This is a genomic window from Amycolatopsis sp. NBC_00345, from assembly GCF_036116635.1.
Taxonomy (GTDB): Bacteria; Actinomycetota; Actinomycetes; order Mycobacteriales; family Pseudonocardiaceae; genus Amycolatopsis.
In genome coordinates, this window is the sequence record NZ_CP107995.1 from 5,768,103 (window position 1) to 5,791,469 (window position 23,367).

Consider the following 23,367-nt stretch of genomic DNA (forward strand, 5'->3'; position numbering starts at 1 on the left):
CGCGTGCGCCGTCACCCTGAACGCGAGCCGGACGGCAACCCCCTGCTGCGTCCACTTCGGACAATGGCGAACCCGATCAGCACCAGCGCGCCGGCCACACCGATCCACGAGACCGCGTCACCGATAACCCGGTAGAGCGTCGACACCCCCCGAGTGGGGACGTCGGAGTACCAGATCTCCGAGTCGACCGTTGTGTCCTTTGTGGACAGAAGGCGGCCGTACGGGTCGTAGGCGCCGGACTGGCCGTTGAAGTCCTGGCGCACCAGGGAGTAGCCGTTCTCGATCGCGCGCAGGCCGGCCATCCGGGTGTGGGTGCGGCCGAACTCTGGCCAGTCGCCGCCGGGCACCAGCAGGATGTCGGCGTCCGGGTGCACGATCGCCGGGAAGTCGGCGTCGTAGCAGATCACGGTGGAAAGGCGGCCGTACGGGGTGTCGACCACCGGGGCCGCGTTGTCTCCGGGAGTGTAGATTTCCAGTCCTGGTATGGGTTTCGCCTTCTGGTAGGCCCAGAGTTCGCGCCCGTCCGGCCCGAAGAGGTGGGTCTCGTCGCGGCCGTGGGGCGCGGCGGGCAGGTAGACCAGCTCGGCGACGTCCAGGTAGATGCCCTCGGTGTCCGCGAGCCGGGCCGCCTCGGCCAGGAACGCCGCCTGTCCGGATTCGACCACCCGTGCGGCGTTTTCCGACCAGACAACGATCTTCGCCCCGGCCCGCGCCGCCTGCCGGGTCTGTGCGAACAGGTCGGCGAGCATCGGGGCGGTCGCCGCCGCGATCTTGTCCCGGTCGGCGAGCCGCGGGTCCGTCACCGCCAGCCGTGACTTCCCGAGCACGGCGGTTTCCGCGTCGAGGGCCGCCGCTCCCGGGTTGATCCCCGCGACGCGCACCGTCGGCGACGCCGTGTCGGCGACGGCGAGCCGCGCCTGACCGCCGAGCAGGATGAGGCCCAGCACCGCGGCGTAGACCGCCACGACGCGGACCGTGTGCCGCACGAGGCCGCGCTCCCAGACGGCGTTGACCACCGTGGCGAGCGCGCCGACCAGGAAGGCGATCGCATAAGGACCGGTGAGCGCGGTCACCTGCAGCAGATCGGTTTCGGTGTGCAACGTCGCGGCAAGCAGGCCGTAAGCCGTGCCGAACGGGCCGAAGGCGCCGAGCAGGAACTCCACCGTCATCAGCACGGCGGGGAACAGCAGCACCCGGCCGGCCGCGCCCAGCCGGTGGACGAGCAGCCGGTCGGCCACGTACGGCACGACCAGGACGGTCCCGAACGCCAGATCACCGGCGACGGTCACCGGCGTCAGCGGCACTGCGGACAGCGCCATCCAGGAAACCGCAGCCACGACGGACATCAGCCAGACCGCGAGGAGCGCGATGGCCGGACGGCTCACTCGCGCGAATCGCAGCAGGAACACCGGAGCAAGCCACGCGGCGAGCGGCAGATCCCACCGGCCGCCGACGGCGAGCAGAGTGGCGGCTGCGCCGAGGGCGAGCCACAGATACCGGCGGCGGTCACGAATAGCGGTGTCCGGCCCGGAACTTTCCCTCGTGGTGAGAGCGGAGGTCATGCCGTCACCTCCGAATTCGGCGCCACGACGTCCGAAACCCGGTCGAAGCCCGCTTTCCTGGTGATCCGGGCGGTGATCGTCGCGACGCGGCGGCGAGGCAGGAAACGGGCGCCCCAGGTCTTGCGACGGTTGCTCGCCCGGCCCGGGTAGGACGCGTGCTTGCCGCTCGCGAAGTCGTCGAGTGTCCCCGCGGCGACCGCTTCGGGAGTGTCGGTGGTCCGGGGGTCCATGGTGGCGGTGGTGCCGTCGAAGAACCCGGTGTCGACCGGGCCGGGATGCGCGGCCATCACCCGGATTCCCGACCCGCTCAGTTCTTCCGCGAGAGCCTCGCTGAACGAGAGGACAAACGCCTTTGTCGCCGCGTAGCCGGCTTGGTAGGGCATGGGCTGGAAGGCGGCCGTCGAGGCGACGTTGATGATCCCGCCGCGCCGCCGGGCCCGCATGCCCTGGCCGAGGAGGTGGGTGAGGGCCAGGAGTCCGGTGATGTTGACGTCCACGGAAAGCGCCTGCTGCTCGAACGGCCGATCGAGAAACGGCCCCACTGAGCCAAGACCGGCGTTGTTGAGCAGCAGGTCGACGTCGATGGCCCGCGCACGCAGCTCTTCGGCGACGCGCGACGGACCGGTCCGGTCGCCGAGGTCGGCGGCGATCACCTCCACTCGCACGCCGTGCGCTTCGCGGATTCGAGTCGCCAGACGTTCGAGGGCGTCGGAGGATCGGGCGACGAGAACGAGGTTCGCGCCCCGGCGCGCGAGTTCGAGGGCATAGGCGGTGCCGAGCCCCTTCGACGCGCCGGTCACCAGCGCCGTGATTCCGGTGTACTCGTTCACTTCGCCACCGAGTCTCGCGCGCCAAGGCCGGAGGTCGCGAGATGCCCCGGTAACCAAGCGCGGTAACGACGCCGGGCGCGGGCCCGGCGGAGCCGTTCGCCCAGGAGCGCGAGCAGCGCCGGTCGCCGGGTGACGCCGGCCCCTCCCCCGGCGAGGCGGACGAACTGCCGCAGGGCGAGCGCCTGCGCGGCCGCGGCGGCGAGGGACTTGTCCCGGATTCTGACGCGACGCAGCGGCGCGGCGGCTTCGTCGCCAGCGAGCCATTGCTTCGGCGAGTCGGGGGCCATGGCGAACGCCGTTGCCGCGCCCACCATCGCGACCCCGCCGGCGAGGACCTGCTCGGCGACGGTGCGCCGCCGGATCCCGCCGGTGACCATGAGCGGCATCGACGCCGTGGCGACGAGGCGTTCGGCGAACTCGAGGAAGTAGGCCTCCCTGGCGAGCGTCCGGCCGTCGGCCGGGGTGCCCGAGGTGGCCAGGCTTTCGATGCTGCCGCCGGAAAGCCCAACGAGGTCGACGGCGTGGGCGCCGAGCATCCCGAGCACCTCCCCGGCGTCGTCGACGTCGAACCCGCCGCGCTGGAAGTCCGCCGAGTTGAGCTTGACCGCGACCGCGAACCCCGGTGACACCGCCGCTCGCACCGCGTCGACCACCGCGAGCAGGAGCCGGGCCCGGTTTTCGAGGGAGCCGCCCCAGCGGTCGGTGCGGAGGTTGGTCATCGGCGAGAGGAACTGCGAGATCAGGTAGCCGTGGGCGGCGTGGATCTCGACCCCGTCGAATCCCGCGGCTTCGGCGCGCGCGGCGGTCGTGGCGAACCGGCTGATCGTCTCGGCGAGCTCCGCCTCGCTCATCGGCCGCGGCCGGCCGAACAGGCCGGAGAAGGCGCCCATGTCGATCGGCACGTCGGAGGCCGACCGGGTGGGCGTGCCCAGGTCCTTCTGCACGACGCGGCCCGGGTGGTTGATCTGCATCCACGCCCGCGCCCCGCCCTACTTCGCCGACGCCGCCCACTGCCGGAACGGTTCGAGCGGGGTCGCCGCCTCGAGCACGACGTCCGCGGGCTGCGCGAGCGCGCGGGAGTCGATCATGACGTGACCGGTGATGAGCAGGCCCGCGCCGCCGCCGGACCAGCGCCGGTACAGCTCGGCGAGCTCGCGCCCTGGCACCTGGCCGCCGGCCGCGAGGTTCTCCTCCGTCGCCGCCTTGGCGATCCGGTTCGGCAGCACCGCCCCGCTTCCGAGCACCAGCGGATCACGCAACCCCACCATCGAAATCTCCTGTCGAGCCGGGTCCCCGGCCAAGTCCTTCGAGCCTCGAAGTATATTTCGACTGTAACAGCTTCAAGACTCGAAGCAAATGACTAGACTGCGGGCATGGACGGTTCGGACCTGGAGCGCGTGGTGCGCGGCGGCCACGAGATCTTCATGCTCACCAACGACCGGATCGCGGCCGTGCTCGCCGAGCACGGCCTCACCTACGCGACAGCGCAGGCGCTGTGGGCCATCGAACCGGGCAAGCCGCCGGCGTCGATGAAGGTCATGGCCGAGCGGCTGTTCTGCAACGCGCCGAACCTGACCTTCGTGGCCGGCCAGCTCGCCGCCCGCGGGCTCGTCGAGCGCGCCGTCGACCCGGCCGACCGGCGTTCACGCGTGCTCGTCCTGACCGAAGAGGGCGTCCGCGTGCGCGCGGAGGTCATGCGCGTAACCCTCGAGCAGTCGCCGTTCGCGAACCTCGACCGGGATCAGCTGGCGACACTGCTGCACCTCTTCGGCGTCGCCCTCGACGCTCCGGCCAGGGAAACCACTGAGGACGCCGAAACCCGCTAACAATCGGAAACCCGCCAGCGATAGCGCGAAGGTGAAACTGTGCGCAAAGTACGCAGCCGTCGCACTCCTCATCGGCGGGCTGACCGCCGGGGCCGGGCTGGTGCCCTCGGCACAGGCCGACACCGCGGACAAGCCCGCCTGGTGCGCCGACCATTCGGACGTCTCCATCATCGGGACCTCCGCGGACACCGGCTACGGCACCACCGGCTACCCCGCCGGCCGCGAACTCCCGGCGCCCACCCAGTACGGCTGGACGACGAAGTTCACCAACGACCTGCACGCGGAGTGGGGCACCACGGTCGACAACCGGGCCCACAACGGCGCCATGGCCAGTGATTTCCTGCCCGGCGGCCGGTGGAGCGACACCACCACGGCCACCTCGGACATGGCCCGGTCCCAGCCGGACCTCGTGGTCATCGACCTCGGCGGCAACGAGTTCCTGATCCAGAAGGACCCCGCCCAGTTCGCCGCCGACTTCGCGAAGGTGGTCGACAACGTCCGCGCCGCCCGGCCGGACGCGACCATCCTGCTGTCCATCTACGCCGAGCTCAAGTGGACGCAGACCCCGTCGTCCCCGCCCACCCAGACCCACACCTGGAGCGAGTACGCGGCCAAGATCTACAACACCGCCGTCACCAAGGGCGTCGCACTCGTAGACCTCCGCCAGTACATCCCGCCCGCCGCGTCCGCGACGCTGCCCAACCCCTCGCCGTGGCTCTCCGACAACGTCCATCTCAACGACGCCGGCAACCTCGCCGAGTACGGCGCCTACTGGGGCTGGGCGTCCTCCATCGCCTCGATCTGCTGAAATCGTCTACTGTGGACGGCCGGGTCAGCGCTCGAAGACGCCGGTCAGCCGGGCACGGCCCAGCACGGGTGCGGTGATCGCGGCCAGCGCTGCGCGGGGCCGGGCCGCTGATGGTCCGTCCAGGGGCTCCGACAGGGCGAACAGCTGGAAGACGTAGCGATGCGGCCCGTGGCCCTTGATGGGCGCGGGACCGTGGTAGCCCCGTCCGATCGTGGAACGGAGCACCCGCACCCCGGCAGCGGGCCGCCGCGCGTCGAGGGCGCCGGGGTCGAGGTGCCCGGCCGCCGGGTCGATCAGGGCGAGGCAGTGCACGGCCGGCTTGCTCAGGGGGACGTCGATGTCTTCGACGACCAGGAGGAGCTGGGCGGTGCCGGGAGGTGGCGGCGTCCAGGCCAGGTGGGGCGACCGGTCGTCGCCGCCGATGTTCTTCGCGCAGTTCTCCAGCGGCATGGCCTCGCCGTCGCCGAACTGACGGCTGGTGAGGACCAGCGGTTCAGGGCCTTGCAGGTTGGGCCGGTTCCACGCCAGGTGGGTCTCGCCGGCCCTGCGGTTGGTCAGGATTCGGCCGAGCAGTGTCATGACAGTTGTTTCTCCCGTGGTTGTTTGCTGATAACCGGGTTGGTGCCGCGCAAGAGGGACGCGATCGCGGCGAGGAAGGCGAGGGTGGCGCCGAAGGCGAACACGATGACCAGGCCGGAGTGGAAGGGGCCGGCGATCAGCGACGGGAAGAACTCGCGTCCGGTCAGGGTCTGTTGCTGCGCCGCGGTCAGGTGGGCCAGGGTGCCGCCGGGCTGGAGCAGGTGCTGGATCGGGTTGACGCCCAGCTGAGCGGCGAACAGCGACGAGACCGGGGGCAGGCTCCCGATCTGGGCCGCGACGCCGGCCGGTACACCCTGCTGCTGCAGTCCGCTGGTGAGCGTGTGCGGCAGGCTGCCGGCCAGTCCGGCGATCATGAGCGAGAAGAACAGCCCGATGGAGACGGCGGTGCCGGAGTTCTGGAAGGTCGCGCGCATGCCGGAGGCGACGCCGCGCGACCGCTCGGGCACGCTGCCCATGATCGAGGACGAGTTGGGGGAGGCGAACATGCCGCTGGAGATCCCGTTGAGCGCGATCAGCACGGCGAAGACCCAGTAGCTGAAGTTGATCGGCAGGAGCATCAGCCCGAGGAAGGTGGCGCCGAACAGCACCGCGCCGCCGGTGGCCAGGCCCCGCGAGCCGAGCCGGTCGGACAGGTAGCCGGAAACCGGGCCCGCGGCAAGGAATCCGGCGGTCAGCGGCAGCATGAAGATGCCTGCCCACAGCGGTGTGTCGCTGTAGTCGTAGCCGTGCAACGGAAGCCAGATGCCCTGCAGCCAGATGATCAGCACGAACTGCATCCCGCCGCGGCCGATCGCGATGGCCAGGCCCGCCAGGTTGCCGAAAGTGAAGGCCCGTAAGCGAAAGAGCGACAGCTGGATCATCGGCGCGGACACGCGGTTCTCGACGGCGACGAAGGCCGCCAGCAGGACCAGCCCGCCGGCGATCAGCCCGTCGACCACCGGGTTGGTCCAGCCCATGGTGTGCCCGCCGTAGGGCTGCAGGCCGAAGGTGACCGCGATCAGGACCGAGCTGAGGCCCACCGCGAAGGTGATGTTGCCCCACCAGTCGATCCGGCCGCCGCCGCGCCGGCCGGTCTCACGCAGGGTCCGGTAGGCCCAGATCGTGAAGAACAGCCCGACCGGCACGTTCACCCAGAACACCGCCCGCCAGTCCCACGCCGACAGCAGCCCGCCGGCGACCAGGCCGATGAACATCCCGGCCAGGCCGGCGACCTGGTTGATGCCCAGGGCGAAGCCGCGCTGCTCCCGGGGGAAGGCGTCGGTCAGGAGCGCGGCCGAGTTCGCGGTCAGCATCGAGCCGCCGACGGCCTGCAGCACGCGCCAGCCGATCAGCCACATCGCCCCGTGGCCGCCGTCGAAGGGGTCGAACGACAGCAGGATCGACGCGAGGGTGAAGACCGCGAACCCGGCGTTGTAGATCCGGACCCGGCCGTACATGTCCCCCAGCCGGCCCACCGTGACCACCAGGACGGCCTGGACCAGCCGGTAGCCCATGATCATCCACAGCAGGTAGGCGATGTTGCCCGGCGCCAGCGGGTCCAGGTCCACGCCCCGGAAGATCGCCGGCAGGGCGATCAGCACGATGGATCCGTCCAATGAGGACATGAAGACCGCGGCGGTCGTGTTCGTCAGCGCCGTCCACTTGTAACGGTCACCGGGCGCGCGAAGCGGGGCACGCGACTGCGGAGAATCCGTCATCAGCTTGCTCCCTCGAAGTCTCCGCTCGCGTCCGATGTTCTGGGGTCAGATGTTCTGGGCCAGCCGCTCCAGCAGCGGTGCGGCCGCCGCGAGCTGCTCCAGCTCCTTCGGGGTGAACGCGCCGCTGGTCAGGACCTGGGCGATGAGCTCGGTCCGCGCGTTGCGCTTGTTCTTCAGCGCCTGACGGCCGGCGTCGGTCACAGTCAGCACCACACGCCGGCCGTCGTCCGGGTCCGGGCCGCGCTCGACCAGGCCCTGGGCCCGCAACGAGCCGAGCGTCGCCCCCATGGCCTGTGCGGTGATCTGCGCTTCCCGGGCCAGCGCCGAAGAAGTGGTGGGGCCGGCGCGGTCCAGGCGGGACAGGGCGTGCCGCTCGGGCATCGTGAGCCCGCCGTCGATGGGCACCTGGCGCACCCGCCGCACCAGCACGCCGATGCCCGCCAGGAGGGCCGCGGCGACTCCGTCCGGGTCCAGGTCGTCGTTCATATACTAAGGTTAGCTTATCAACCTACCTTAGTAAATTCTCCCCCTCAGCCCGCCCGGATCAGCGACCGGGCGTCCATGCCCTCGACGAGCTCGTGCAGGTGTTTCGCGATCGCGGCCAGCGTGCTCCGGTATCGCTTGGTGGAGCTGCGCAATCCCTCGGCGGCCGTCTCGTCGTGCGGCGCCGTCGTGAGCAGCACACGGATGACACTGCCGTGCTCCTCGCGCGCCGCCCGGCTGGCCGAGGCCAGCACCTCCTGCGGGTCACGCAGCTCCGCCAGGCGCGTCAGGCTCTCCCGCAGGATCGGCGCCCCCTGGTCGACCAGGATCCGCAACAGGCCCTGCTTTCCGCCGGTGACCCCGGGCAACACCCAGGCGTCGGCGATCATGATCGCCGAACGGGCGGTTCCCGCATCGCCCACGCCACAGCCTGACGTGCGCGGAGCTACCGGCTCAGCGACTGGCGAGTTCGGCGAAGATCTCCACCAGCTCGGGCCGCTCGAACGGGCCGACGTGAGGCGCCGCGACGCTGCGCACGTCGGTCAGGTTGTCCGGGGTGAGGCGGTCGGCCTCGGCGATGAACCGGTCCTGCAGCGCCGGCGGGATCAGCCGGTCGCGGGTGAAACGCACGTACGTCCGGGGGATCCGGCCCCAGGTGTGCGCTTCGCCGCGAGCGTCGGCCAGCGGGATGCCGGCGGGCTCGTCCGGCTCGAGCAGGTTGAGCAGCCGGCCCATCGCCTCGTCGGTGAAGTCGCCGGCGAGGCACTGCCTGATGCCGTCGATCACCGACGGGTCGGCCGAGCGCCAGTTGATCCGGGCCACCCCCACGACCGCCGGATCGGCGACCATCGCCCGGGTCACCAGGGGCAGCAGGCTTTCGCGGTTCTCCGGCGTTTCGAGGTAGGCGGTCATGTTCGGCAGGTCGACGCAGCAGTACGCGGACAGGTACACGACCCGTTCGAGCAGTTCGGGGATGGCGTTGCCGACCCGGCTCAGCGTGACGCCGCCCTGGCTGGCGCCGGCCAGGATCACCGGCCCGTGGCGGCGGGCGCGGCGCACCACGTCGACAACGCGCTCGACGTAGTCGTCAACGGTGATCTTGGCGAGCGGCGACGGCTCGGTCGCCAGCCCCTCGACGTCCTGCGGCGCCTGGTAGGAGCGGGGGAAGAACCCTTCGGTGCCGTGCCCCGGCAGGTCGACGGCCACGCACCGGTGGCCCCGCAAGGTGAGTTCGGCGATCAGTCCCGAGCAGAAGTACGCCGAGGAATTGGTGCCGTGGACGAAAACCAGGGTCGGCGGCCGGCGGTCAGCGGTGGTGTCAGTCGTCATCGAGTTTCTCCCTTGTAGTGGTGGAATTCGTGGAATGGACCGAGCGGTCAACGGCGCGGTCGCCACATCGGCCACAGCGGCGGGCTGTCCGCCACGAGAACCGGCTCGCCGAGGTCTTCGAAGCCGTACCGCAGGTAGAGGGCGCGGCTCCGCGGTGAACTCGCCTCCAGGTACGCGGCGAGCCCGTCGGCGTCCGCCCGCGCCAGCCCGTGACGCAGCATGAGCGAACCGAGGCCGGCGCCCTGCCGTCCGCGCACCACCCCCATGCACGAGAGGTAGAGGTGCGGCTCACCGCGGGGATGCCGTTCGGCCAGCGCCTGCCCCAGGACCTGCAACCGCGCGCCGTTCTCGCCGAAAACTGAGCTGGGCGCGTCCTCTTCGAGGGCCTGGCCCGCGGCCAGCGCCAGCCACACCGAGGCGCCCTCGCCCATCAGGTAAGCCTCAACGGCGGCGCTGTCCAGCAGCTGCCCGTAGAAATGGGCCTGGAGACGACCGCGTTCCGCCGACGCCGGGAAAAGCCAGCAGGCGACCGGATCGTTCATGAATGCCTCGACGAGGACGTCCGACACCGCCTGCCGGTCCGCGTCATTCGTCTGCCGCACGAGTGCGTACGGTGTATCTTCGACCATGCGTACACCGTATCTAAGCGACGCCCGGATTCCCCTTAAATCCGCCGGTCAACCAGATAAAGTGTACTAGCCACGCGGAGAGTGAACTAGTACATTGCCAGCGCACCAGCAGATCGGAGAGCACCCCATGCCTTCCCCGGCGCAGCGCCCGGACCCGCCGTACCTGCGAATCGTCGAGGAGATCCGCGGCCGCATCCTGAGCGGCGAGCTGCGGCCGGGCGACCGGATCCCGTCCGTCCGGCAGGTCGCCCAGCGCTGGGGCGTCGCGGTGGCGACCGCGACCAGGGCGATGGCCACTCTCCGCGACGATGGGCTGATCGAAGCGACCGTCGGTTCCGGCACGGTGGTGAGCAGGCACCCGAGCCGCAAGCCCCCGGCCGCGCCGCAGCGGGCCGGCGCGCCCAAGCCGCTGGGCAAGCAACCCCTGAGCCGGAACCACGTTCTCCGTGCCGCCATGACGATCGCCGACGTCGAAGGACTCGACGCCGTGTCGATGCGGCGGCTGGCAGCCGACCTCGGCGTCGGTCCGATGTCGCTTTACCGGCACGTGGCGAACAAGGACGAGCTGGTGACGCAGATGGCCGACGAAGCGTTCGGCGAAGCCGAGTTACCCGCCGCAGGACCGGACGGGTGGCGGGCGAAGCTCGAACTGATCGCCCGCTGTCAATGGGAGCTGTGCCGTCGGCATCTCTGGCTGCCCCGGGCCGTCTCCTTCACCCGCCCGGCGCTCGTGCCCACCATGATGGCGCACACCGAATGGACCCTGCGCGCGCTCGACGGGCTCGGCCTGCCCATGGCGACCCGGACCCGCGAAGCGCTCACGCTTCACGGACTGGTCATCACCGTCGCACTGTCCATGGCGGCCGAGATCGAGTCGGAGCAGGAAACCGGGGTGACGCTCGACGGGTGGCGGCTGGCCCAGCGCCGGCGCGCCGACCGGCTCCTCGACAGCGGACGGTTTCCCTTGCTGGCCACGATCCCGGCGGAAACGGCGTCCGACCTCAATGGACTGTTCGAGTACGGCCTCGCCCGCCATCTCGACGGTTTCGCCGCCCTGATCGGGAATCCGGCCTGACGCCCGCGGTCACCCCGTCGCGATGGCCGGATCGCTGGTCGACGCCTTCCCGGTCTCGACGTGGCCGGAGAAGCGGCGGACGTAAGCCTCGTCGGTGTCGATCGCCACGGTGATGTCGTACCACTGGTTCGCCTGGCTGACGCCCCAGTCGGGCACGGTCTGGGACGTGCCGGCCGCGACGTTGTAGGCGTAGCTCTTGGACGGGTCGTAGGCGTCGGTCCCGACGAATTGAACGGGCCCGCTGCTGGGATTGACGAAGGTGAGGGTGACGTGGCCGCTCGTGGCGTCGTCCCGGGCGACGACCTCCGGCCCCACCTTGCCGACGGTGCCGCCCAGTTCGCGCAGCCAGCCGTTCGGGCCGAAGATCGAGAGCTGGAACGCCGCGTCGTCTCCGCCCTGCAGGGCCCAGCTGTCGGTCTCGGACGCGCCCGCGCCGACGGTGTACACCCACGGCGTGTCCTTGCGGATCTTCGACGTGATGTAGAAGGCCGCCCCGGCCTCACCGGAGTTGACGAAGGTCAGGTACATACGGCCGTCCTTCGCCTCGTAGTCGACGGCGAGGGCGTACGGCAGCGGGCGGGCCTTGCGCAAACCGCTTTCCTGCTGGGGAAGCGACCCGTCGGCAGGCGGCACCGGGGTGTAGACGGGCGGCGTGCTGTGGTCGGCAGGGGGCGCGTAACCGCCGGTGTCGGGCAGGCCGGGGACCGTGCTGTTCGCCCCGGTGAAGTCGAACGCGCGGGTCAGGTCACCGCACACCGCGCGCCGCCACGGCGAAACGTTCGGGCTGCGCACGCCGAAGCGCTGTTCGATGAACTGGATGACCGAGGTGTGGTCGAAGGTCTGGGAGCAGACCCAGCCGCCCACGCTCCACGGGGACAGCGCCAGCAGCGGAACCCGCGGCCCTAGCCCGTACGGGTTGTCCTTGCCGTAGTCGGCCGAGGCACCACCCTGGTAGACCTCGTTCGTGGTGTCCGCAGTGGACAGTCCCCAGTTCGCGTTCAGCGGCGGGAACGGCGGCACGACGTGGTCGAAGAAGCCGTCGTTCTCGTCGTAGGTGATCAGGAAGACCGTCTTGCTCCACACCTCCGGGTTCGAGGTGAGCGCGTCGAGGATCCCCGAGATGTACCAGGCGCCGTAGTTGGCCGGCCAGGACGGGTGCTCGCAGTAGGCCTCGGGCGCGGCGATCCAGGACACCGACGGCAGGCTGCCCGACTGCACGTCCGCCCGCAGGTGGTCGAACAGGCCGTCGCCGTTCTCCACGCGGGTGCCGGTGCGGGCCTTGTCGTAAAGCGGGTCACCGGCCTGGGTGTTCTGGTACTGCTTGAAATACAGCAGCGAATTGTCGCCGTAGTTGCCGATGTACGGGTCGTCCGTCGTCCAGCCCCAGCCGTGCTCGAGGTCCAAGCCGTGGCCCGCGTCCTGGTAGACCTTCCACGAGATCCCGGCCTGCTCCAGCACTTCCGGGAACGTCGACCAGCCGTAGCCCGCCTCCTCGTTCCCGAGCACCGGCCCGCCGCCCGAACCGTCGTTGCCCACCCACCCGGAATACAGGTAATAACGGTTGGGATCGGTGGAGGTCATCAGCGAACAATGGTAGGCGTCGCACACGGTGAACGCGTCGGCGAGCGCGTAGTGGAAAGGAATGTCCCGCCGGTCCAGGTAAGCCATCGTCGGCGGGCTCTTCGCGGGGACCCACCCGTTCCAGGCGCCCCGGGCCCACGCGTTGTGCGTTCCGTTCCAGTCGTGGTTCAGGTCGTTGAAGAACGTCAGGCCGAGATTGTCCTCGTCGGGCCGGAACGGCAGGGTCACCTGCCCGCCGGAATCGGGCTGGTGCCAGACGGACTGGCCGCCCGGCAGGTAGACCGGCCGCGGGTCGCCGAAGCCGCGAACCCCGTTCATCGTGCCGAAGTAATGGTCGAACGACCGGTTCTCCTGCATCAGGACGACGATGTGCTCCACGTCGGCGAGCGTGCCGCTCCGGATCGCGGCCGGAATCGACGCCGCGCGGGCGATGCTCGGTATCGCCGAGGTCGCGGCCGTGGCCGCGGCGAGCTGGAGGAATCTGCGGCGATTGACTGCTGACATCGTTGTCTCCTCGCTGCCGCCGACCGCGAGATCCGTTGTCTCCCAACCGGGTTGCAAACGTCGAAAGGATGCGGTGGACGCCCGCGCCGTGTCAACCGACGATCGGCCCTACCGTGGGCCGGAAGGACTTCCGGGCATCCGGTCGTGCCCGAACGGACGCCCCGCGCGCCGGCGGTGGCTGCCCACCGCCGGCGCGCGGGATCACCGGCGGTATTTGGCGGCGACCTGTTCGGCGAGTTCCTGGGAGCGCTGCAGTGCTTCCTTGGCCGAAAGGTCACCGGCGATCGCGGAGCTGAACAACTGCGAGGTCTTGTTGCCGAGGTCCTGGAACTCCGGCACGTCGACGAACTGGATCCCCGGCGTCGGCCGGGGCTGGACCCCCGGTTTCAGCGGATTGACCGATTCGATGGCGAGTTCGGTCGGGCTCGCGAACGCCCCCGAATCCGCCAGGTACTGCGGGTCGGCGTAGGTCGACTTGCGCTTGCCCGCCGGCACCTTCGCCCCGCCCAGCAGCTGGGCGGCCAGCTGCTCGTACTTCTTGCCCGAGGCCCAGGAGATGAACTTCCAGGCCGCGTCCTGGTGTTTGCTCGCCCGCTCCATGCCCCACGCCCACGCGTAGAGCCAGCCCGAGGAGCTGGTGTTCGTCACCGGCGCGGAGAGGTAGCCGACCTTGCCCCGGACCAGGCTGTTCGGGGCTTCGAGCTGGGTGGCGCCCGCGGTCGAGTCGTACCACATCGCGACCTTTCCCTGCAGCATCGCGTCGAGGCATTCCGCGTAACCGGAGTTGGCGGCGTTGTCCTCCCCGTGGTCGTGCGCCAGGTTGATGTAGAACTTCGCGGCGGCGCTGAATTCGGGCGAGTCGACGGTCGCCCGCCAGTCCTGGCTGAACCAGGCGCCGCCGAAGGTGTTCACCACCGTGGTCATCGGCGCGATCATCTCGCCCCAGCCCGGCTGGCCGCGCAGGCAGATGCCCCGCATGCCCTTGTCCGGCTGGTCGGCCGCGGCCGCCGCGTCGGCGACCTGCTGCCAGGTCGGGGTGGCCGGCAGCTTGATCCCGAGCTGGTTCAGCACGTCCAGCCGGTACATCAGGAACGACGACTCGCCGTAGAACGGCTCGGCGTAGACCTTGCCGTCGTCCCCGGTGAGCGAAGACCGGATGGAATCGATGATGTCATCCTGGTCGAAATCCGCGTCGTCGGCGGCGTAGTCCGACAGCGGCGAAAGCAGGTTCTGCCGGGCGAACAACGGCGCCTCGAAGTTGCTGATCGAGGCGATGTCGTACCGGCCGGCCTGGGCGGTGAACTCTTTCGTCACCTCGTCGCGCAGCTGGTTCTCCGGCCGCAGGGTGAAATTGACCTTGATGCCGGTGTCCCGGGTGAAGACGTTCGCGGTGAGCTGCTGAAGCTCGACCATCTGCGGATTGTTGACCATCAGCACGTTGATGGTCTCGTCCTGCTGCTGCGTCCCGCAGGCCTGAGCGCCCAAGAGCACCACGGCCGACGAAAGAATGAGGAGAACCCTGCCACGACGCACACTCTCGACCATCCAGCCGTTCCTCCCACCTCATGGGCGCGGCCCCGATCTCCAGCGATCGCGGAATCACTGGAAAGGGTGGCGGCGTCGTCACCATCGGTACGTGTGAACGACGGAAGCTACCCGACCTAACCCGATCAGGCGAGCTGAACGGCGCATTGGGGCAAGTAGCCGTCACGAGCTGACGCGAACGGCACGGTTCGGCCGGGCACTCTCGCCGCGGCCGGCCGGCCGGCCGGACCCGGAACCGGTTCCTCCACTCCGCCCGGGTGACGGCCCGCGGCAGGAAGCCGCTCATTCGCGACGCCTTGCCGGAACCGTGCCCCGGACGGGGTGAACGCCGTCCCCTGAAAATGCGCGGGCGATCACCGGTGAATAAGGGTGAACCGATTTCCTCGCCCAGTCGGGGGTATTCCGGCCGTACAGTTGCGCCCGATGGGCTGAATGAGGCAAGAATCGGACTCATGCGCGCAAGGCGGTTCGCCTCGATCTCAGCCAGTGTCGCCGCCGCCGTGTGCGTGGTGGCCATTGTGGCCTCTCCCGGCGCGGCCGCCGCGCCGTTGCCGGGCGGGCTCGGCCCGTGCCTGGGAAGCGCGTGTCCCCATCCTTATCCACCAGTGAACAATGGCTCGTTCGCCGGCCGGGACGAAGGCATCAACGTTTTCGTCGGCGGTGACTTCCGGGTGGGTGGCGCGGCCGCGGAAGCCGAAGGAAAACTGGTGGCACTCGGCGATTTCGGGATGGCGAAGCGACCTGGTGTGTCCTCTGTGTACAACATCGGCATCGTGGGCGCCGGTTCGCGGGTGCCGCCGCCCGACGGGTCGGATTTCCTGACCACCGGCGGCAACGTGACCATCGCCCCGGGGCAGCGGCTGCTCGCCGAAGACGGGGTCGTCCGGCACGCGGGAACCCTGACCGGGACCGTCAACGGCACGACGGTGGCCGACCCGGACGCGGCCAAGCCCTACCGCGACCTGCGCGCCCAGCTGAGCCAGGCCAGTAACTGCTACGCGCACCCGGACTCCGGCCCGCGGCCCGCCACGGGCACGGCCCGCAACGAGGGGTACCGGACGCTGTTCACCGGCGACGGGAAGTCCCCGCTGCAGGTGTTCACTGTGGACTTCGACCTGACCGGGGCCGGCGGCGGAATGCAGGGCATCGAATTCCAGGACATCCCGGCCGGGGCGACCGTGCTGGTCAACCTGACCGGTGCCGCCCGCACGATCAACACCTACAGCGGCGACCCCGGCGACCAGGACCAGCTGAACACACTGCGGGAACAGCTCCTGTGGAACTTCCCGGACGCCACCAGCGTGCGGATCGCCGGGGGCGCGCAGTTCCAGGGCAGCGTGCTGGTCGGCAACCCGGGCAGCCTCTCGACGATCACCGCGTCCGGGATGAACGGCCGCTTCTTCACCACCGGCTCCCTGCTGCACACCTCGGAGGCCACCGGCGGCGGCGGGCAGGAACTCCACGCCTACCCGTTCGACGGCGACCTGCCCGACTGCACCACGGCGCCGACCACGACTCCCACGACCTCGACCTCAAGCAGCACGACCTCCAGCAGCACGACGAGCAGCCCCACCACGAGCACGACACCGACCAGCTCGACGACTCCGACGAGCAGCACGAGCACCACCACCAGCACGACCCCGACGACAAGCACCACGTCGTCCACTCCGACGTCCAGCACCACATCCAGCACGAGCACGACCAGCACGACGCCGACCACCAGCACCTCGTCCGCGACATCAAGCACCACGTCCAGCGCGACGCCGACCACGAACCCCACGTCCACGGCACCAAGCACCACATCCAGCACCACCACCCCCGGCCCAGGCGTGACCACCGGCACCACACCGGACCACCCGGTGGGCCCCGGAACCGGTCCGGGCGGCGGCCCCTCCGGCGACAAACCGCTGGCCTCGACCGGATCCGACCTCCGCGGCACGCTGACCGTCGGGGCTTTCCTGCTCACCCTCGGCGGCGCACTGGTGGCGTTGACAATCCGGCGTAAACGCCGCGAATCCTGATTCGCCCAGGCGGCAGCCCCCCAATCCGCTGAGGGACTGCTGTAATGGCCTGATGAACCCGACGATTCGCCAGAATCTGGATGACATTCACGGGCCGGACAAAGCGGCCCAGAACCGCGCGTACGAGGCCGTCATCGCGGCCACGGACAGCTCCGTCGAGTGGGCGTACGACGTCTGGGACGAGGTCGTCACCGACTTGCGGCACAAGGACAATCACGTCCGCGCGATCGCTGCCCAGCTGCTGTGCAATCTGGCGAAGAGCGACCCGGAAGTGCGCATTACCTCCGACTTCCCGGCACTACTGAACGTGACCCGAGACGAGCGATTCGTGACAGCTCGTCACTGTCTCCAGTCACTGTGGAAGGTCGGCGTCGCCGGTCCGCCCCAGCAGAAAATCTGGCGCGAAGGCGTAGTCCTGCGCTTCACCGAATGTCGGACGGAGAAGAATTGGTCGTTGATTCGCTACGACATTCTCCAGAGCATGCGCAACGTCTACGACGTCACCCCGGACGACGGGATACGCACCGCGGCCCAAGAGCTGATCGACAGCGAAACCGACGACAAGTACCGCAAGAAGTACGCCAAGCCGTGGAAGGACGTCTGACCACCAGGCCGGGTCAGGGCTGGTGGTCAGGCCAACGACGAGGCGAGCTTGATCCAACGGTCGAGCAGCCCGGCGGCGGCACCGCTGTCCACGGCGGCACGCGCCCGGTCCAGGCCGTCGGCGAAGGCGTCCTCGAAGGACGTCACACCCCCGCCGATCCCGCTGTGGGCGGCCAGGCCGCCGGCGGCGTTCGCGAGGACGGCGTCGCGCGCGGCTCCGGGCGCGCCGCTGAGCACGGTGTGGACGGCCTTCGCGTTGTACGCGGCGTCGCCGCCACGCAGCCCGTCCGGCTGTGGGCGGGCCAGGCCGAAGCGGACGGTGTCGAACGTGGTCCTGCGCACGTCACCGTCGGCAGAGGTCATCCACACATCGGTGGGCGCGGCGGTGGTGATCTCGTCCAGGCCGTCGTGGCCGTGCACCACCAGCGCGCTCGCGCCACGTTCGGCCAGCACGGCGGCCAGGACGGGGGCGAGCTGGACGTTGGAGCAGCCGACCAGCGCGGCACCGGGGCGGGCGGGGTTGGTCAGCGGCGCGAGGTAGTTGATCGCGGTGGGCACGCCGAGGATGCGCCGGACCGGGGCCGCGTGTCTGAGGCCCAGGTGGAAGGCCGGGGCGAAGGTGAAGCCGATCCCGAGGTCGGTGACGCACCGGGCGACCTGCCCGGCGCTCAGCGTCAGCGGCAGGCCGAGGGCTTCCAGGACATCGGCGGAGCCGCTCTTGGACGAGACCGAGCGTCCGCCGTGCTTCACCACCGGAGCACCGGCGGCGGCCGTGACGATCGCGGCCATGGTGGAGATGTTCACCGTATGCGCGCCATCGCCACCGGTGCCGACGATGTCGACGACGCCGGACCCGTCGACCGGCAACGGCACCACCCGCGCCATCAGGGCATCGAGCAGGCCGCTGATCTCCGCGGCGGTCTCCCCCTTGGCGCGCAGCGCGACCAGCAGCCCCGCGAAGGCGACCGGCTCGTGGGCGTCGTTCATGACCTCGCCCATGGCCCACCGGGTGTCGTCCGCGGTCAGGTCCTCACCGCGCAGGAGCGTGGCGAGAAGCTGGGGCCAGGTGCGGACGGGTGCGGTCACGGCGGTCCCCTCGATGCGGCCCCGGATCGCAGGCCGGGCCGGGCGTGTCTGCTTCGGACGCCCGAGCATAACGAGTGGCGGCCCCGTCACCGGCCTGGGTGCGCGGCCGCCGGCACCGCAGAACAGTGCCCGCTCGGAGTCACCCCGATCATCCACAATGGACACAATGGCGCTCGCCGGATCCGGCGAGCCGGTGACCACGTTTTCCTTAGCCGCTTGACGAATCCCCCGTCGCCACGCGGCCGGTTTCGGCAGACTGGCCGCATGACAAGTCTGACCGGCGAACTCGTGGTCGATGCCCATGCCCCGCAGGCCCCGGCGCTCGCCCCGGACGGGCGCCGCCTTTGCTACGTCCTGACCCCCACCAGCCGGACCGGCGACCACCTCGACACCGAGCTGTGGCTCGCCGAAACCGACGTCGGCACGGCCGCCGCACCACGCCGGCTGACCACCGGCACCGCGACGGAATCCCAGCCACGCTGGTCCCCGGACTCGGCCGCGGTGTTCTTCCTCTCCGACCAGGCCCAGCGCGGCACCCCGCAGTTGCACCGGTTCACCGTCGCCGACGGCACGGTGACCACGCTGACCGGCTGGCGCGCCGGCCTCACCGGCCACCTCCCCCTCACCGACCCCAACCTGATCGCGCTGCTCGCGGAGCCCGAACCCACCGAGGAGGACGCGCGCCGCGCCCAGGACCGGGACGACGCCATCGTTGTCGGCGAGCGAGAAGCCCGCGCCCGGTTACGCCTGCTCGACCTGCGCACCGGCCAGGTGACGACTCCCGAGGTGTTCGCCGATCGGCACGTCGTCGAGCTGCGGCAACGCCCGGACGGCGGCCCGCTCGCCGTGCTCACCCAGTCCGGCGCTGACAACGACTACGGCCCGCGCACCGTCGAACTGCACCTGTTCGACCCGGTCACCGGCGCGGGCGAGGACCTCGGGCCGGTCGAGGCGACAGCCGGTTCGCTGGCCTGGTGGCTGGCCGATGACGGCTGGCATCTCGGCTACGTCGCCCTCACCCCGCCGGTGCTCCAGGCCGGCACCGCGGTCTTCGACCTGGCCCTGGACACCCGCGTCCGCCGTAACCGCACCGCCGGCCTGCCGATGTGCCCGGCCGAACTGCACCAGACCGACGCGGCCCCCTTGGTCCTGTTCGCCGACGGGCTCGACACCACCCTGGCCCGGCTCGATCCCGACGGCCCGGTCGCGCTGGCCCGGCACCCCGGCCGCCTCGACGGCCTCACCGCCACCCCGGCCGGCGACCGGATCGCGGTCCTCGCCGGTACCCGCTACCAGCCCGCGAACGTCCACATAGGACCGCCGGCAGGTCCGCTGCGCCGGCTCACCGACACCCGCCCGGAACTGCACGACGTCACCTTCGGCACCCAGCAACCATTGTCGTACCGCGCCGCCGACGGCCTTGACCTGGACGGCCTGCTCGTCCTGCCCGCCGGGAAAACCGCGTCCGACGGCCCGTTTCCACTGGTCACCGTCCCGCACGGCGGCCCGTACGGCCGTTACACCGACAATTGCCAGCTGTCCTGGGCTCTCAGCGCGCAATGGCTGGCCACCGCCGGTTACGCGGTGTTCCTGCCCAACCCGCGCGGCGGCGAGGGCCATGGCCACGAGTTCGCGGCCGGCGTGGCCGGCCGGGTCGGCCAGGAGGAGTGGACGGACGTCGAGAGCGGCATCGACCTGCTCATCGCCGAGGGCGTCGCCGACCCGGACCGGCTGGGCATCGCCGGCTGGAGCCACGGCGGGTTCATGGCGGCCTGGGCCGTCGGGCAGACCGGCCGGTTCCGCGCCGCGCTGGTGGGAGCCGGTATCGCCGACTGGGGCATGCTCGTCGCGACCGGCGAGTACGGCCAGTTCGAGGCCGCGCTCGGCGGCAGCAGCGGCTGGTCCGGCACCGGCCCGCACCCGCACGACGCCGTCAGCCCGATCTCCTTCGCCGCCCGCATCCGCACCCCGGTGCTCATCCTGCACGGCGCCGAGGACACCAATGTGCCCATCAGCCAGGCCGAATACCTCCACCGCGCCCTTCGCCACTTCGGCGCCGAGCACGAGTACGTGATCTACCCGAGGGAGAACCACTCCATCCGGGAGCGTAACCACCAGCTCGACGTGCTGCGCCGTACCCGCGCCTGGTTCGACCGCTGGCTCCAGCCCTGACGCCGACCTGCGGAAAGGCGCGTCGCGGGGCCTGGCCGCATCCCCCGCGCGGGGGTTCGTGCTCAGCGCGCACGTCATACGTCCACGCGGCGGAGGTTCCACCGGCGTACCCGGTCGCGTCGTCGTCGCGCGGGCGGGTGCGGGGATGAGGCGCCGGGCCCGCGTAGGGGGCGGGCCCGGCGCCAACCCCCATCCCTGCCGGTGTACGAACGGGCAGCCGACGTCCGGATCGGCAACCCCTCGGGCGATCGGGCGTCTGGTCCAGTGAGTAGTTTGACGGGGAAAAGATCACGAAGAAGGGACGACAGTGGTGAAGCTGCGACAGGCAGGCGGGCGGGCGATTCTGCTCGCGACGGGGGCGCTCGCCGTGGCGGCGGTGGCCGCTTGCGGGGGAGGCAGCCAGACGGCGTCGGGCAGCTCTGCCGGCTCCACGCCCGCTGCGGCCCCGGAGACCAGCCAGGACCCGGCCGGAGCAGCCGGCGGGGGCCAGCCGGCCACCGCGAACGCGCCCCACAAGAGCGGCGCGTGCCGGGCCGCCGACCTGAAGGCCGCCTTGGGCCCGAAGCAGGAGGTGCCCACGGACGAGCAGGGTCAGCTCGGCGCCGCCGGCACGCACTACTCGGTCAACCTCGTGTGGACCAACAAATCCGGCCAGGCGTGCACCATGCAGGGCTTCGGCGGGGTCGACGTGGCCGGCCCGGACCAGGGAGCGGCCGGCCGCCCGACGTACTCGCTGCCCCGCGCGGCCCTCACCCCGGACACGGTCAAGCTCGCGGCGGGCGGGACCGCGCACACCACGATCCGGTACATCGACCCGAGCGGCTCCCAGCCCGGCGCCGCTCAGCTGTGGACACCGACCCACCTGTCGGTGACTCCGCCGGACGAGACCACCCACATCTCCGTCCCGTGGACGGCCGGCACGCCGTTCTACCAGGACGCGGCGGACGGCGCCGTCGCCGCCAGCATCTCCCCCGTCCTCGGCGGCTCCTGAGCCAGGCGCACGAAACCAGCTCCGGGTCAGTGCCGGCCCAGCGTCGCGATCAGTCCACTGTAGATCCAGAACATCGGCTTCGGCCGGTAGTCGTCGGTCATCAGGCCGAAGTTGTCGAACGCGCTGGCGGACCCGGTGACGTCGTCCCGCAGGTCGAACATTTCGTAGCTGACCACGTTGTCGACCGTCCGATCCCGGTCCACGGCCAGGATTTCGGTGGTCAGCGCCTGCGCCTGGCGGGCCGGGCCGCGCTCGGCGGTGTCGGTGGACCAGCCGCTCTCCGAAACCCGGATCGGCACGTCCGCGCCGAGGCCGGCGATCGGCATCTCCTCGGTGCGCACCACCCGCAGGGTCTGGTCGATGAACCCGGCCAGGTCCGGGACGTCCGGGACGCCGGGCAGCCCGGAGCCCGGGTAGAGGTCGACCCCGACGAACCCGACCGAGCCGGCGAACTCCGCGCCCCCGAGCTTGGCCAGGTCCTGCCAGAACGCGGTGAACGGCTGGGTGAAGGCGACCTCGTCGAACCCGATCCGCAGCCGGTCGAACCGCTCCCGCACGGCCGCCTGCTTGGCGGCGATCACACCCTGCACCAGCGCGGCGTCCCCGTTGGGCTGCGGCAGCACGTTCTGTTCCAGCGTCACCGAAATCGTGTCGGTGACCGGGCCGTAACGCTGGACGTCCTGCCGCACGCACGCCAGCCAGTCCGGCAGGCTCTCACCCGCGTAGCTGATCACCAGGTCGAGCCGCCGTCCCGGGGTGAGCAGCGGCATCTCGGCGTCGGGGAACGGGCTGCCGCAGCCGACGTAGTCGCGCAGCAGGAACGGCGAGTGCCCGGACTGCACTGTGGACAGTGCCGCGCCGATCTTCGCCGGGTCGTCGGGCTTGCCGGTGGTGGAGCCCCCGCCCGCGTAACCGCCGGGATAGATGCCGAAGGTCAGCGGCGGCACCGTCCGCGGCGCCGCGCTCGCGGCCCCGGGTGCCACCACGAGCACCCCGGCCGTGACCACGGCCACCGCTACCATTGTCAAGCTGCGTAATGGTTTCATGGCCTGAGTATCGGTAGCCGCGAGGGACGGCCGGGGTGACGGATGTCATTGCCGGACCACGGCATCCGTCAGGCTCGCCGCGGCCGGGCGGGCTACTTGCGGCTCGCCGTGTAGTTCCGGAACAGCAGGTAGGTGTCGACGATGTCCGAGGACGCGCTCTGCACCGACCGGTAGATGCCCCACTTGGGACGCACGTAGTCGCCCTGGTCGGGGATGTTCACCTCGGTCATGCTGCCCTGCGCGGCGATCGGGGCGGTGCTACCGGCGCCGTCGCGGATGAGGAAGGCCGCGGTGCCCTTGGCGCCGATCGTCAGCGTCCACTGCACGCTGACCCACTTGTCCCGCAACGGGGCCAGCTCGGCCGACGCGATGCTGGGCGAGCCGGAGTTGGCGTAGGCCCGCGCCGAGATGAGTTCCTTGCCGCCGCTCCGGGTCAGGTCCAGCGTCACCCACGGCCCCGCGTTGGTCGAGGGCGTTTTGGTCTGGAAGATGTGCGTGAACTTGCTCGTGCCGTGCAGGGTGGACGGCAGGTACATGTCGTAGGCGATGGTCCAGGTCTCGCCGTCGTGCATCTTGAGCGCGGTGCCGTCCTGCACCATGCCCTTGACCTCGGTGCGCTGCCGGTCGCCGCCGCCGGTGGTGTCCCGGTCGTCGCGCCAGATGGCGAACCGGTAATGGTCACCCTCGGCGTAGACGTACTTGCGGTTCGGGTGGAGGTGGCCCCGGTCGGCCTCGACGCCCTCGAAGGCCTTCAGGCCGTCGGTGGCCGGCACCGGATGCCACAGCGCGGCCGCCTTCGGCGGGCGAGGTGCCGTGGCCGCGCCGGCCGGCTGCCCGAGCACGGCGGGCACGGCGACCGCGGCGACGGCCAGTGAGCGGAGCGCGGTCCGGCGGGGGAACGCGCGGGAAAACGGGGAGTCCGACATGTCGGTGTGTCCTTCCTGGCTGCGGTGCGCAGGGGGTACACATCGGGCGGCGG

At 70.6% G+C, this 23,367-nt stretch carries 21 protein-coding genes and 1 pseudogene; 7 read left to right on the plus strand and 15 right to left on the minus strand.

Going from position 1 to position 23,367, the window contains the following annotated elements:
* Window positions 1–11: 11 nt before the first annotated feature.
* The 4 genes and pseudogenes from OG943_RS25730 to OG943_RS25745 form a co-directional block, all read right to left on the minus strand.
* Window positions 12–1,562 carry a nitrilase-related carbon-nitrogen hydrolase gene (locus OG943_RS25730; protein WP_328603484.1) on the minus strand — a complete coding sequence of 517 codons (1,551 nt, stop codon included), beginning with the start codon at window positions 1,560–1,562 and terminating at the stop codon, window positions 12–14.
* Window positions 1,559–2,392 carry an SDR family NAD(P)-dependent oxidoreductase gene (locus OG943_RS25735; protein ID WP_328603485.1) on the minus strand — a complete coding sequence of 278 codons (834 nt, stop codon included), beginning with the start codon at window positions 2,390–2,392 and terminating at the stop codon, window positions 1,559–1,561. The genes OG943_RS25730 and OG943_RS25735 overlap by 4 nt, the downstream gene beginning before the upstream one ends.
* Window positions 2,389–3,366, minus strand: a pseudogene (locus tag OG943_RS25740) (oxidoreductase); the annotation flags it as partial. The pseudogene OG943_RS25740 and the gene OG943_RS25735, both read right to left, overlap by 4 nt.
* A 15-nt stretch (window positions 3,367–3,381) precedes the next feature.
* Window positions 3,382–3,660, minus strand: coding sequence for a hypothetical protein (locus OG943_RS25745; RefSeq protein WP_328603486.1), 279 nt, complete (start codon window positions 3,658–3,660; stop codon window positions 3,382–3,384).
* A 105-nt stretch (window positions 3,661–3,765) separates the two neighbouring features.
* On the opposite strand from OG943_RS25745, the gene OG943_RS25750 reads away from it, so the two are divergent.
* Together OG943_RS25750 and OG943_RS25755 are read left to right on the plus strand one after the other, a co-directional pair.
* Window positions 3,766–4,218, plus strand: coding sequence for a MarR family winged helix-turn-helix transcriptional regulator (locus OG943_RS25750; protein ID WP_328603487.1), 453 nt, complete (start codon window positions 3,766–3,768; stop codon window positions 4,216–4,218).
* Window positions 4,219–4,249: 31 nt separating this feature from the next.
* Window positions 4,250–5,026 (plus strand): SGNH/GDSL hydrolase family protein, encoded by a 777-nt coding sequence (locus OG943_RS25755; protein WP_328603488.1) that lies wholly within the window; start codon window positions 4,250–4,252, stop codon window positions 5,024–5,026.
* Window positions 5,027–5,050: 24 nt separating this feature from the next.
* On the opposite strand, the gene OG943_RS25760 is transcribed toward OG943_RS25755, so the two are convergent.
* From OG943_RS25760 to OG943_RS25785, 6 genes are read right to left on the minus strand one after another with little or no spacing between them, the layout of a single operon-like run.
* A complete protein-coding gene (locus tag OG943_RS25760; protein WP_328603489.1) occupies window positions 5,051–5,605 on the minus strand; it encodes a YbhB/YbcL family Raf kinase inhibitor-like protein in 555 nt (184 codons plus the stop codon).
* Window positions 5,602–7,323, minus strand: coding sequence for an MFS transporter (locus tag OG943_RS25765; RefSeq protein ID WP_328603490.1), 1,722 nt, complete (start codon window positions 7,321–7,323; stop codon window positions 5,602–5,604). Before OG943_RS25765 ends, OG943_RS25760 begins: the two co-directional genes overlap by 4 nt.
* Before the next feature lie 45 nt (window positions 7,324–7,368).
* Window positions 7,369–7,809: a MarR family winged helix-turn-helix transcriptional regulator gene (locus OG943_RS25770; protein ID WP_328603491.1), complete on the minus strand. Its 441-nt coding sequence runs from the start codon at window positions 7,807–7,809 to the stop codon at window positions 7,369–7,371.
* A gap of 44 nt (window positions 7,810–7,853) precedes the next feature.
* On the minus strand, window positions 7,854–8,228 hold the full coding sequence (locus tag OG943_RS25775; RefSeq protein ID WP_328603492.1) for a hypothetical protein: 375 nt from the start codon (window positions 8,226–8,228) through the stop codon (window positions 7,854–7,856).
* Window positions 8,229–8,259: 31 nt separating this feature from the next.
* Window positions 8,260–9,135: an alpha/beta fold hydrolase gene (locus tag OG943_RS25780; RefSeq protein ID WP_328603493.1), complete on the minus strand. Its 876-nt coding sequence runs from the start codon at window positions 9,133–9,135 to the stop codon at window positions 8,260–8,262.
* 47 nt (window positions 9,136–9,182) lie between these two features.
* Entirely contained in the window at window positions 9,183–9,764 is a 582-nt protein-coding gene (locus tag OG943_RS25785) for a GNAT family N-acetyltransferase (RefSeq protein ID WP_328603494.1), read from the minus strand.
* A 127-nt stretch (window positions 9,765–9,891) separates the two neighbouring features.
* Between OG943_RS25785 and OG943_RS25790 the strand changes: the two genes are divergently transcribed.
* Window positions 9,892–10,839, plus strand: a complete 948-nt coding sequence (locus OG943_RS25790) for a GntR family transcriptional regulator (protein ID WP_328603495.1) — start codon at window positions 9,892–9,894, stop codon at window positions 10,837–10,839.
* 9 nt (window positions 10,840–10,848) lie between these two features.
* Here the strand turns inward: OG943_RS25790 and OG943_RS25795 are convergent, their stop codons facing one another.
* Both OG943_RS25795 and OG943_RS25800 read right to left on the minus strand, forming a co-directional pair.
* Window positions 10,849–12,924: a phosphocholine-specific phospholipase C gene (locus tag OG943_RS25795; RefSeq protein ID WP_328603496.1), complete on the minus strand. Its 2,076-nt coding sequence runs from the start codon at window positions 12,922–12,924 to the stop codon at window positions 10,849–10,851.
* A gap of 201 nt (window positions 12,925–13,125) precedes the next feature.
* Window positions 13,126–14,469 carry an extracellular solute-binding protein gene (locus OG943_RS25800; protein ID WP_328603497.1) on the minus strand — a complete coding sequence of 448 codons (1,344 nt, stop codon included), beginning with the start codon at window positions 14,467–14,469 and terminating at the stop codon, window positions 13,126–13,128.
* Between the two features lie 452 nt (window positions 14,470–14,921).
* On the opposite strand from OG943_RS25800, the gene OG943_RS25805 reads away from it, so the two are divergent.
* Window positions 14,922–16,490 carry a choice-of-anchor A family protein gene (locus tag OG943_RS25805; protein ID WP_328603498.1) on the plus strand — a complete coding sequence of 523 codons (1,569 nt, stop codon included), beginning with the start codon at window positions 14,922–14,924 and terminating at the stop codon, window positions 16,488–16,490.
* A 52-nt stretch (window positions 16,491–16,542) separates the two neighbouring features.
* On the plus strand, window positions 16,543–17,094 hold the full coding sequence (locus OG943_RS25810) for a hypothetical protein (protein WP_328603499.1): 552 nt from the start codon (window positions 16,543–16,545) through the stop codon (window positions 17,092–17,094).
* A 26-nt stretch (window positions 17,095–17,120) separates the two neighbouring features.
* On the opposite strand, the gene trpD is transcribed toward OG943_RS25810, so the two are convergent.
* Window positions 17,121–18,179, minus strand: a complete 1,059-nt coding sequence (gene trpD / locus OG943_RS25815; RefSeq protein WP_328603500.1) for an anthranilate phosphoribosyltransferase — start codon at window positions 18,177–18,179, stop codon at window positions 17,121–17,123.
* A 264-nt stretch (window positions 18,180–18,443) separates the two neighbouring features.
* On the opposite strand from trpD, the gene OG943_RS25820 reads away from it, so the two are divergent.
* Both OG943_RS25820 and OG943_RS25825 read left to right on the plus strand, forming a co-directional pair.
* Window positions 18,444–20,351 (plus strand): S9 family peptidase, encoded by a 1,908-nt coding sequence (locus OG943_RS25820; RefSeq protein ID WP_328603501.1) that lies wholly within the window; start codon window positions 18,444–18,446, stop codon window positions 20,349–20,351.
* Between the two features lie 310 nt (window positions 20,352–20,661).
* Window positions 20,662–21,342 (plus strand): DUF4232 domain-containing protein, encoded by a 681-nt coding sequence (locus tag OG943_RS25825; protein WP_328603502.1) that lies wholly within the window; start codon window positions 20,662–20,664, stop codon window positions 21,340–21,342.
* A gap of 26 nt (window positions 21,343–21,368) precedes the next feature.
* On the opposite strand, the gene OG943_RS25830 is transcribed toward OG943_RS25825, so the two are convergent.
* Entirely contained in the window at window positions 21,369–22,355 is a 987-nt protein-coding gene (locus tag OG943_RS25830; protein WP_328603503.1) for a hypothetical protein, read from the minus strand.
* A gap of 125 nt (window positions 22,356–22,480) precedes the next feature.
* Complete coding sequence (locus tag OG943_RS25835; protein WP_328603504.1) at window positions 22,481–23,314, minus strand: hypothetical protein; 834 nt, start codon at window positions 23,312–23,314, stop codon at window positions 22,481–22,483.
* Between the last annotated feature and the right edge of the window lie 53 nt (window positions 23,315–23,367).

Coding starts and splice junctions, on each gene's coding strand:
- OG943_RS25780 (WP_328603493.1), bottom strand. CDS start 9,135: ATGACGACTGACACCACCGCTGACCGCCGGCCGCCGACCCTGGTTTTC.
- OG943_RS25770 (WP_328603491.1), bottom strand. CDS start 7,809: ATGAACGACGACCTGGACCCGGACGGAGTCGCCGCGGCCCTCCTGGCG.
- OG943_RS25760 (WP_328603489.1), bottom strand. CDS start 5,605: ATGACACTGCTCGGCCGAATCCTGACCAACCGCAGGGCCGGCGAGACC.
- OG943_RS25765 (WP_328603490.1), bottom strand. CDS start 7,323: ATGACGGATTCTCCGCAGTCGCGTGCCCCGCTTCGCGCGCCCGGTGAC.
- OG943_RS25730 (WP_328603484.1), bottom strand. CDS start 1,562: ATGACCTCCGCTCTCACCACGAGGGAAAGTTCCGGGCCGGACACCGCT.
- OG943_RS25750 (WP_328603487.1), top strand. CDS start 3,766: ATGGACGGTTCGGACCTGGAGCGCGTGGTGCGCGGCGGCCACGAGATC.
- OG943_RS25810 (WP_328603499.1), top strand. CDS start 16,543: ATGAACCCGACGATTCGCCAGAATCTGGATGACATTCACGGGCCGGAC.
- OG943_RS25790 (WP_328603495.1), top strand. CDS start 9,892: ATGCCTTCCCCGGCGCAGCGCCCGGACCCGCCGTACCTGCGAATCGTC.
- OG943_RS25745 (WP_328603486.1), bottom strand. CDS start 3,660: ATGGTGGGGTTGCGTGATCCGCTGGTGCTCGGAAGCGGGGCGGTGCTG.
- OG943_RS25785 (WP_328603494.1), bottom strand. CDS start 9,764: ATGGTCGAAGATACACCGTACGCACTCGTGCGGCAGACGAATGACGCG.
- OG943_RS25800 (WP_328603497.1), bottom strand. CDS start 14,469: ATGGTCGAGAGTGTGCGTCGTGGCAGGGTTCTCCTCATTCTTTCGTCG.
- OG943_RS25795 (WP_328603496.1), bottom strand. CDS start 12,924: ATGTCAGCAGTCAATCGCCGCAGATTCCTCCAGCTCGCCGCGGCCACG.
- OG943_RS25805 (WP_328603498.1), top strand. CDS start 14,922: ATGCGCGCAAGGCGGTTCGCCTCGATCTCAGCCAGTGTCGCCGCCGCC.
- OG943_RS25820 (WP_328603501.1), top strand. CDS start 18,444: ATGACAAGTCTGACCGGCGAACTCGTGGTCGATGCCCATGCCCCGCAG.
- OG943_RS25835 (WP_328603504.1), bottom strand. CDS start 23,314: ATGTCGGACTCCCCGTTTTCCCGCGCGTTCCCCCGCCGGACCGCGCTC.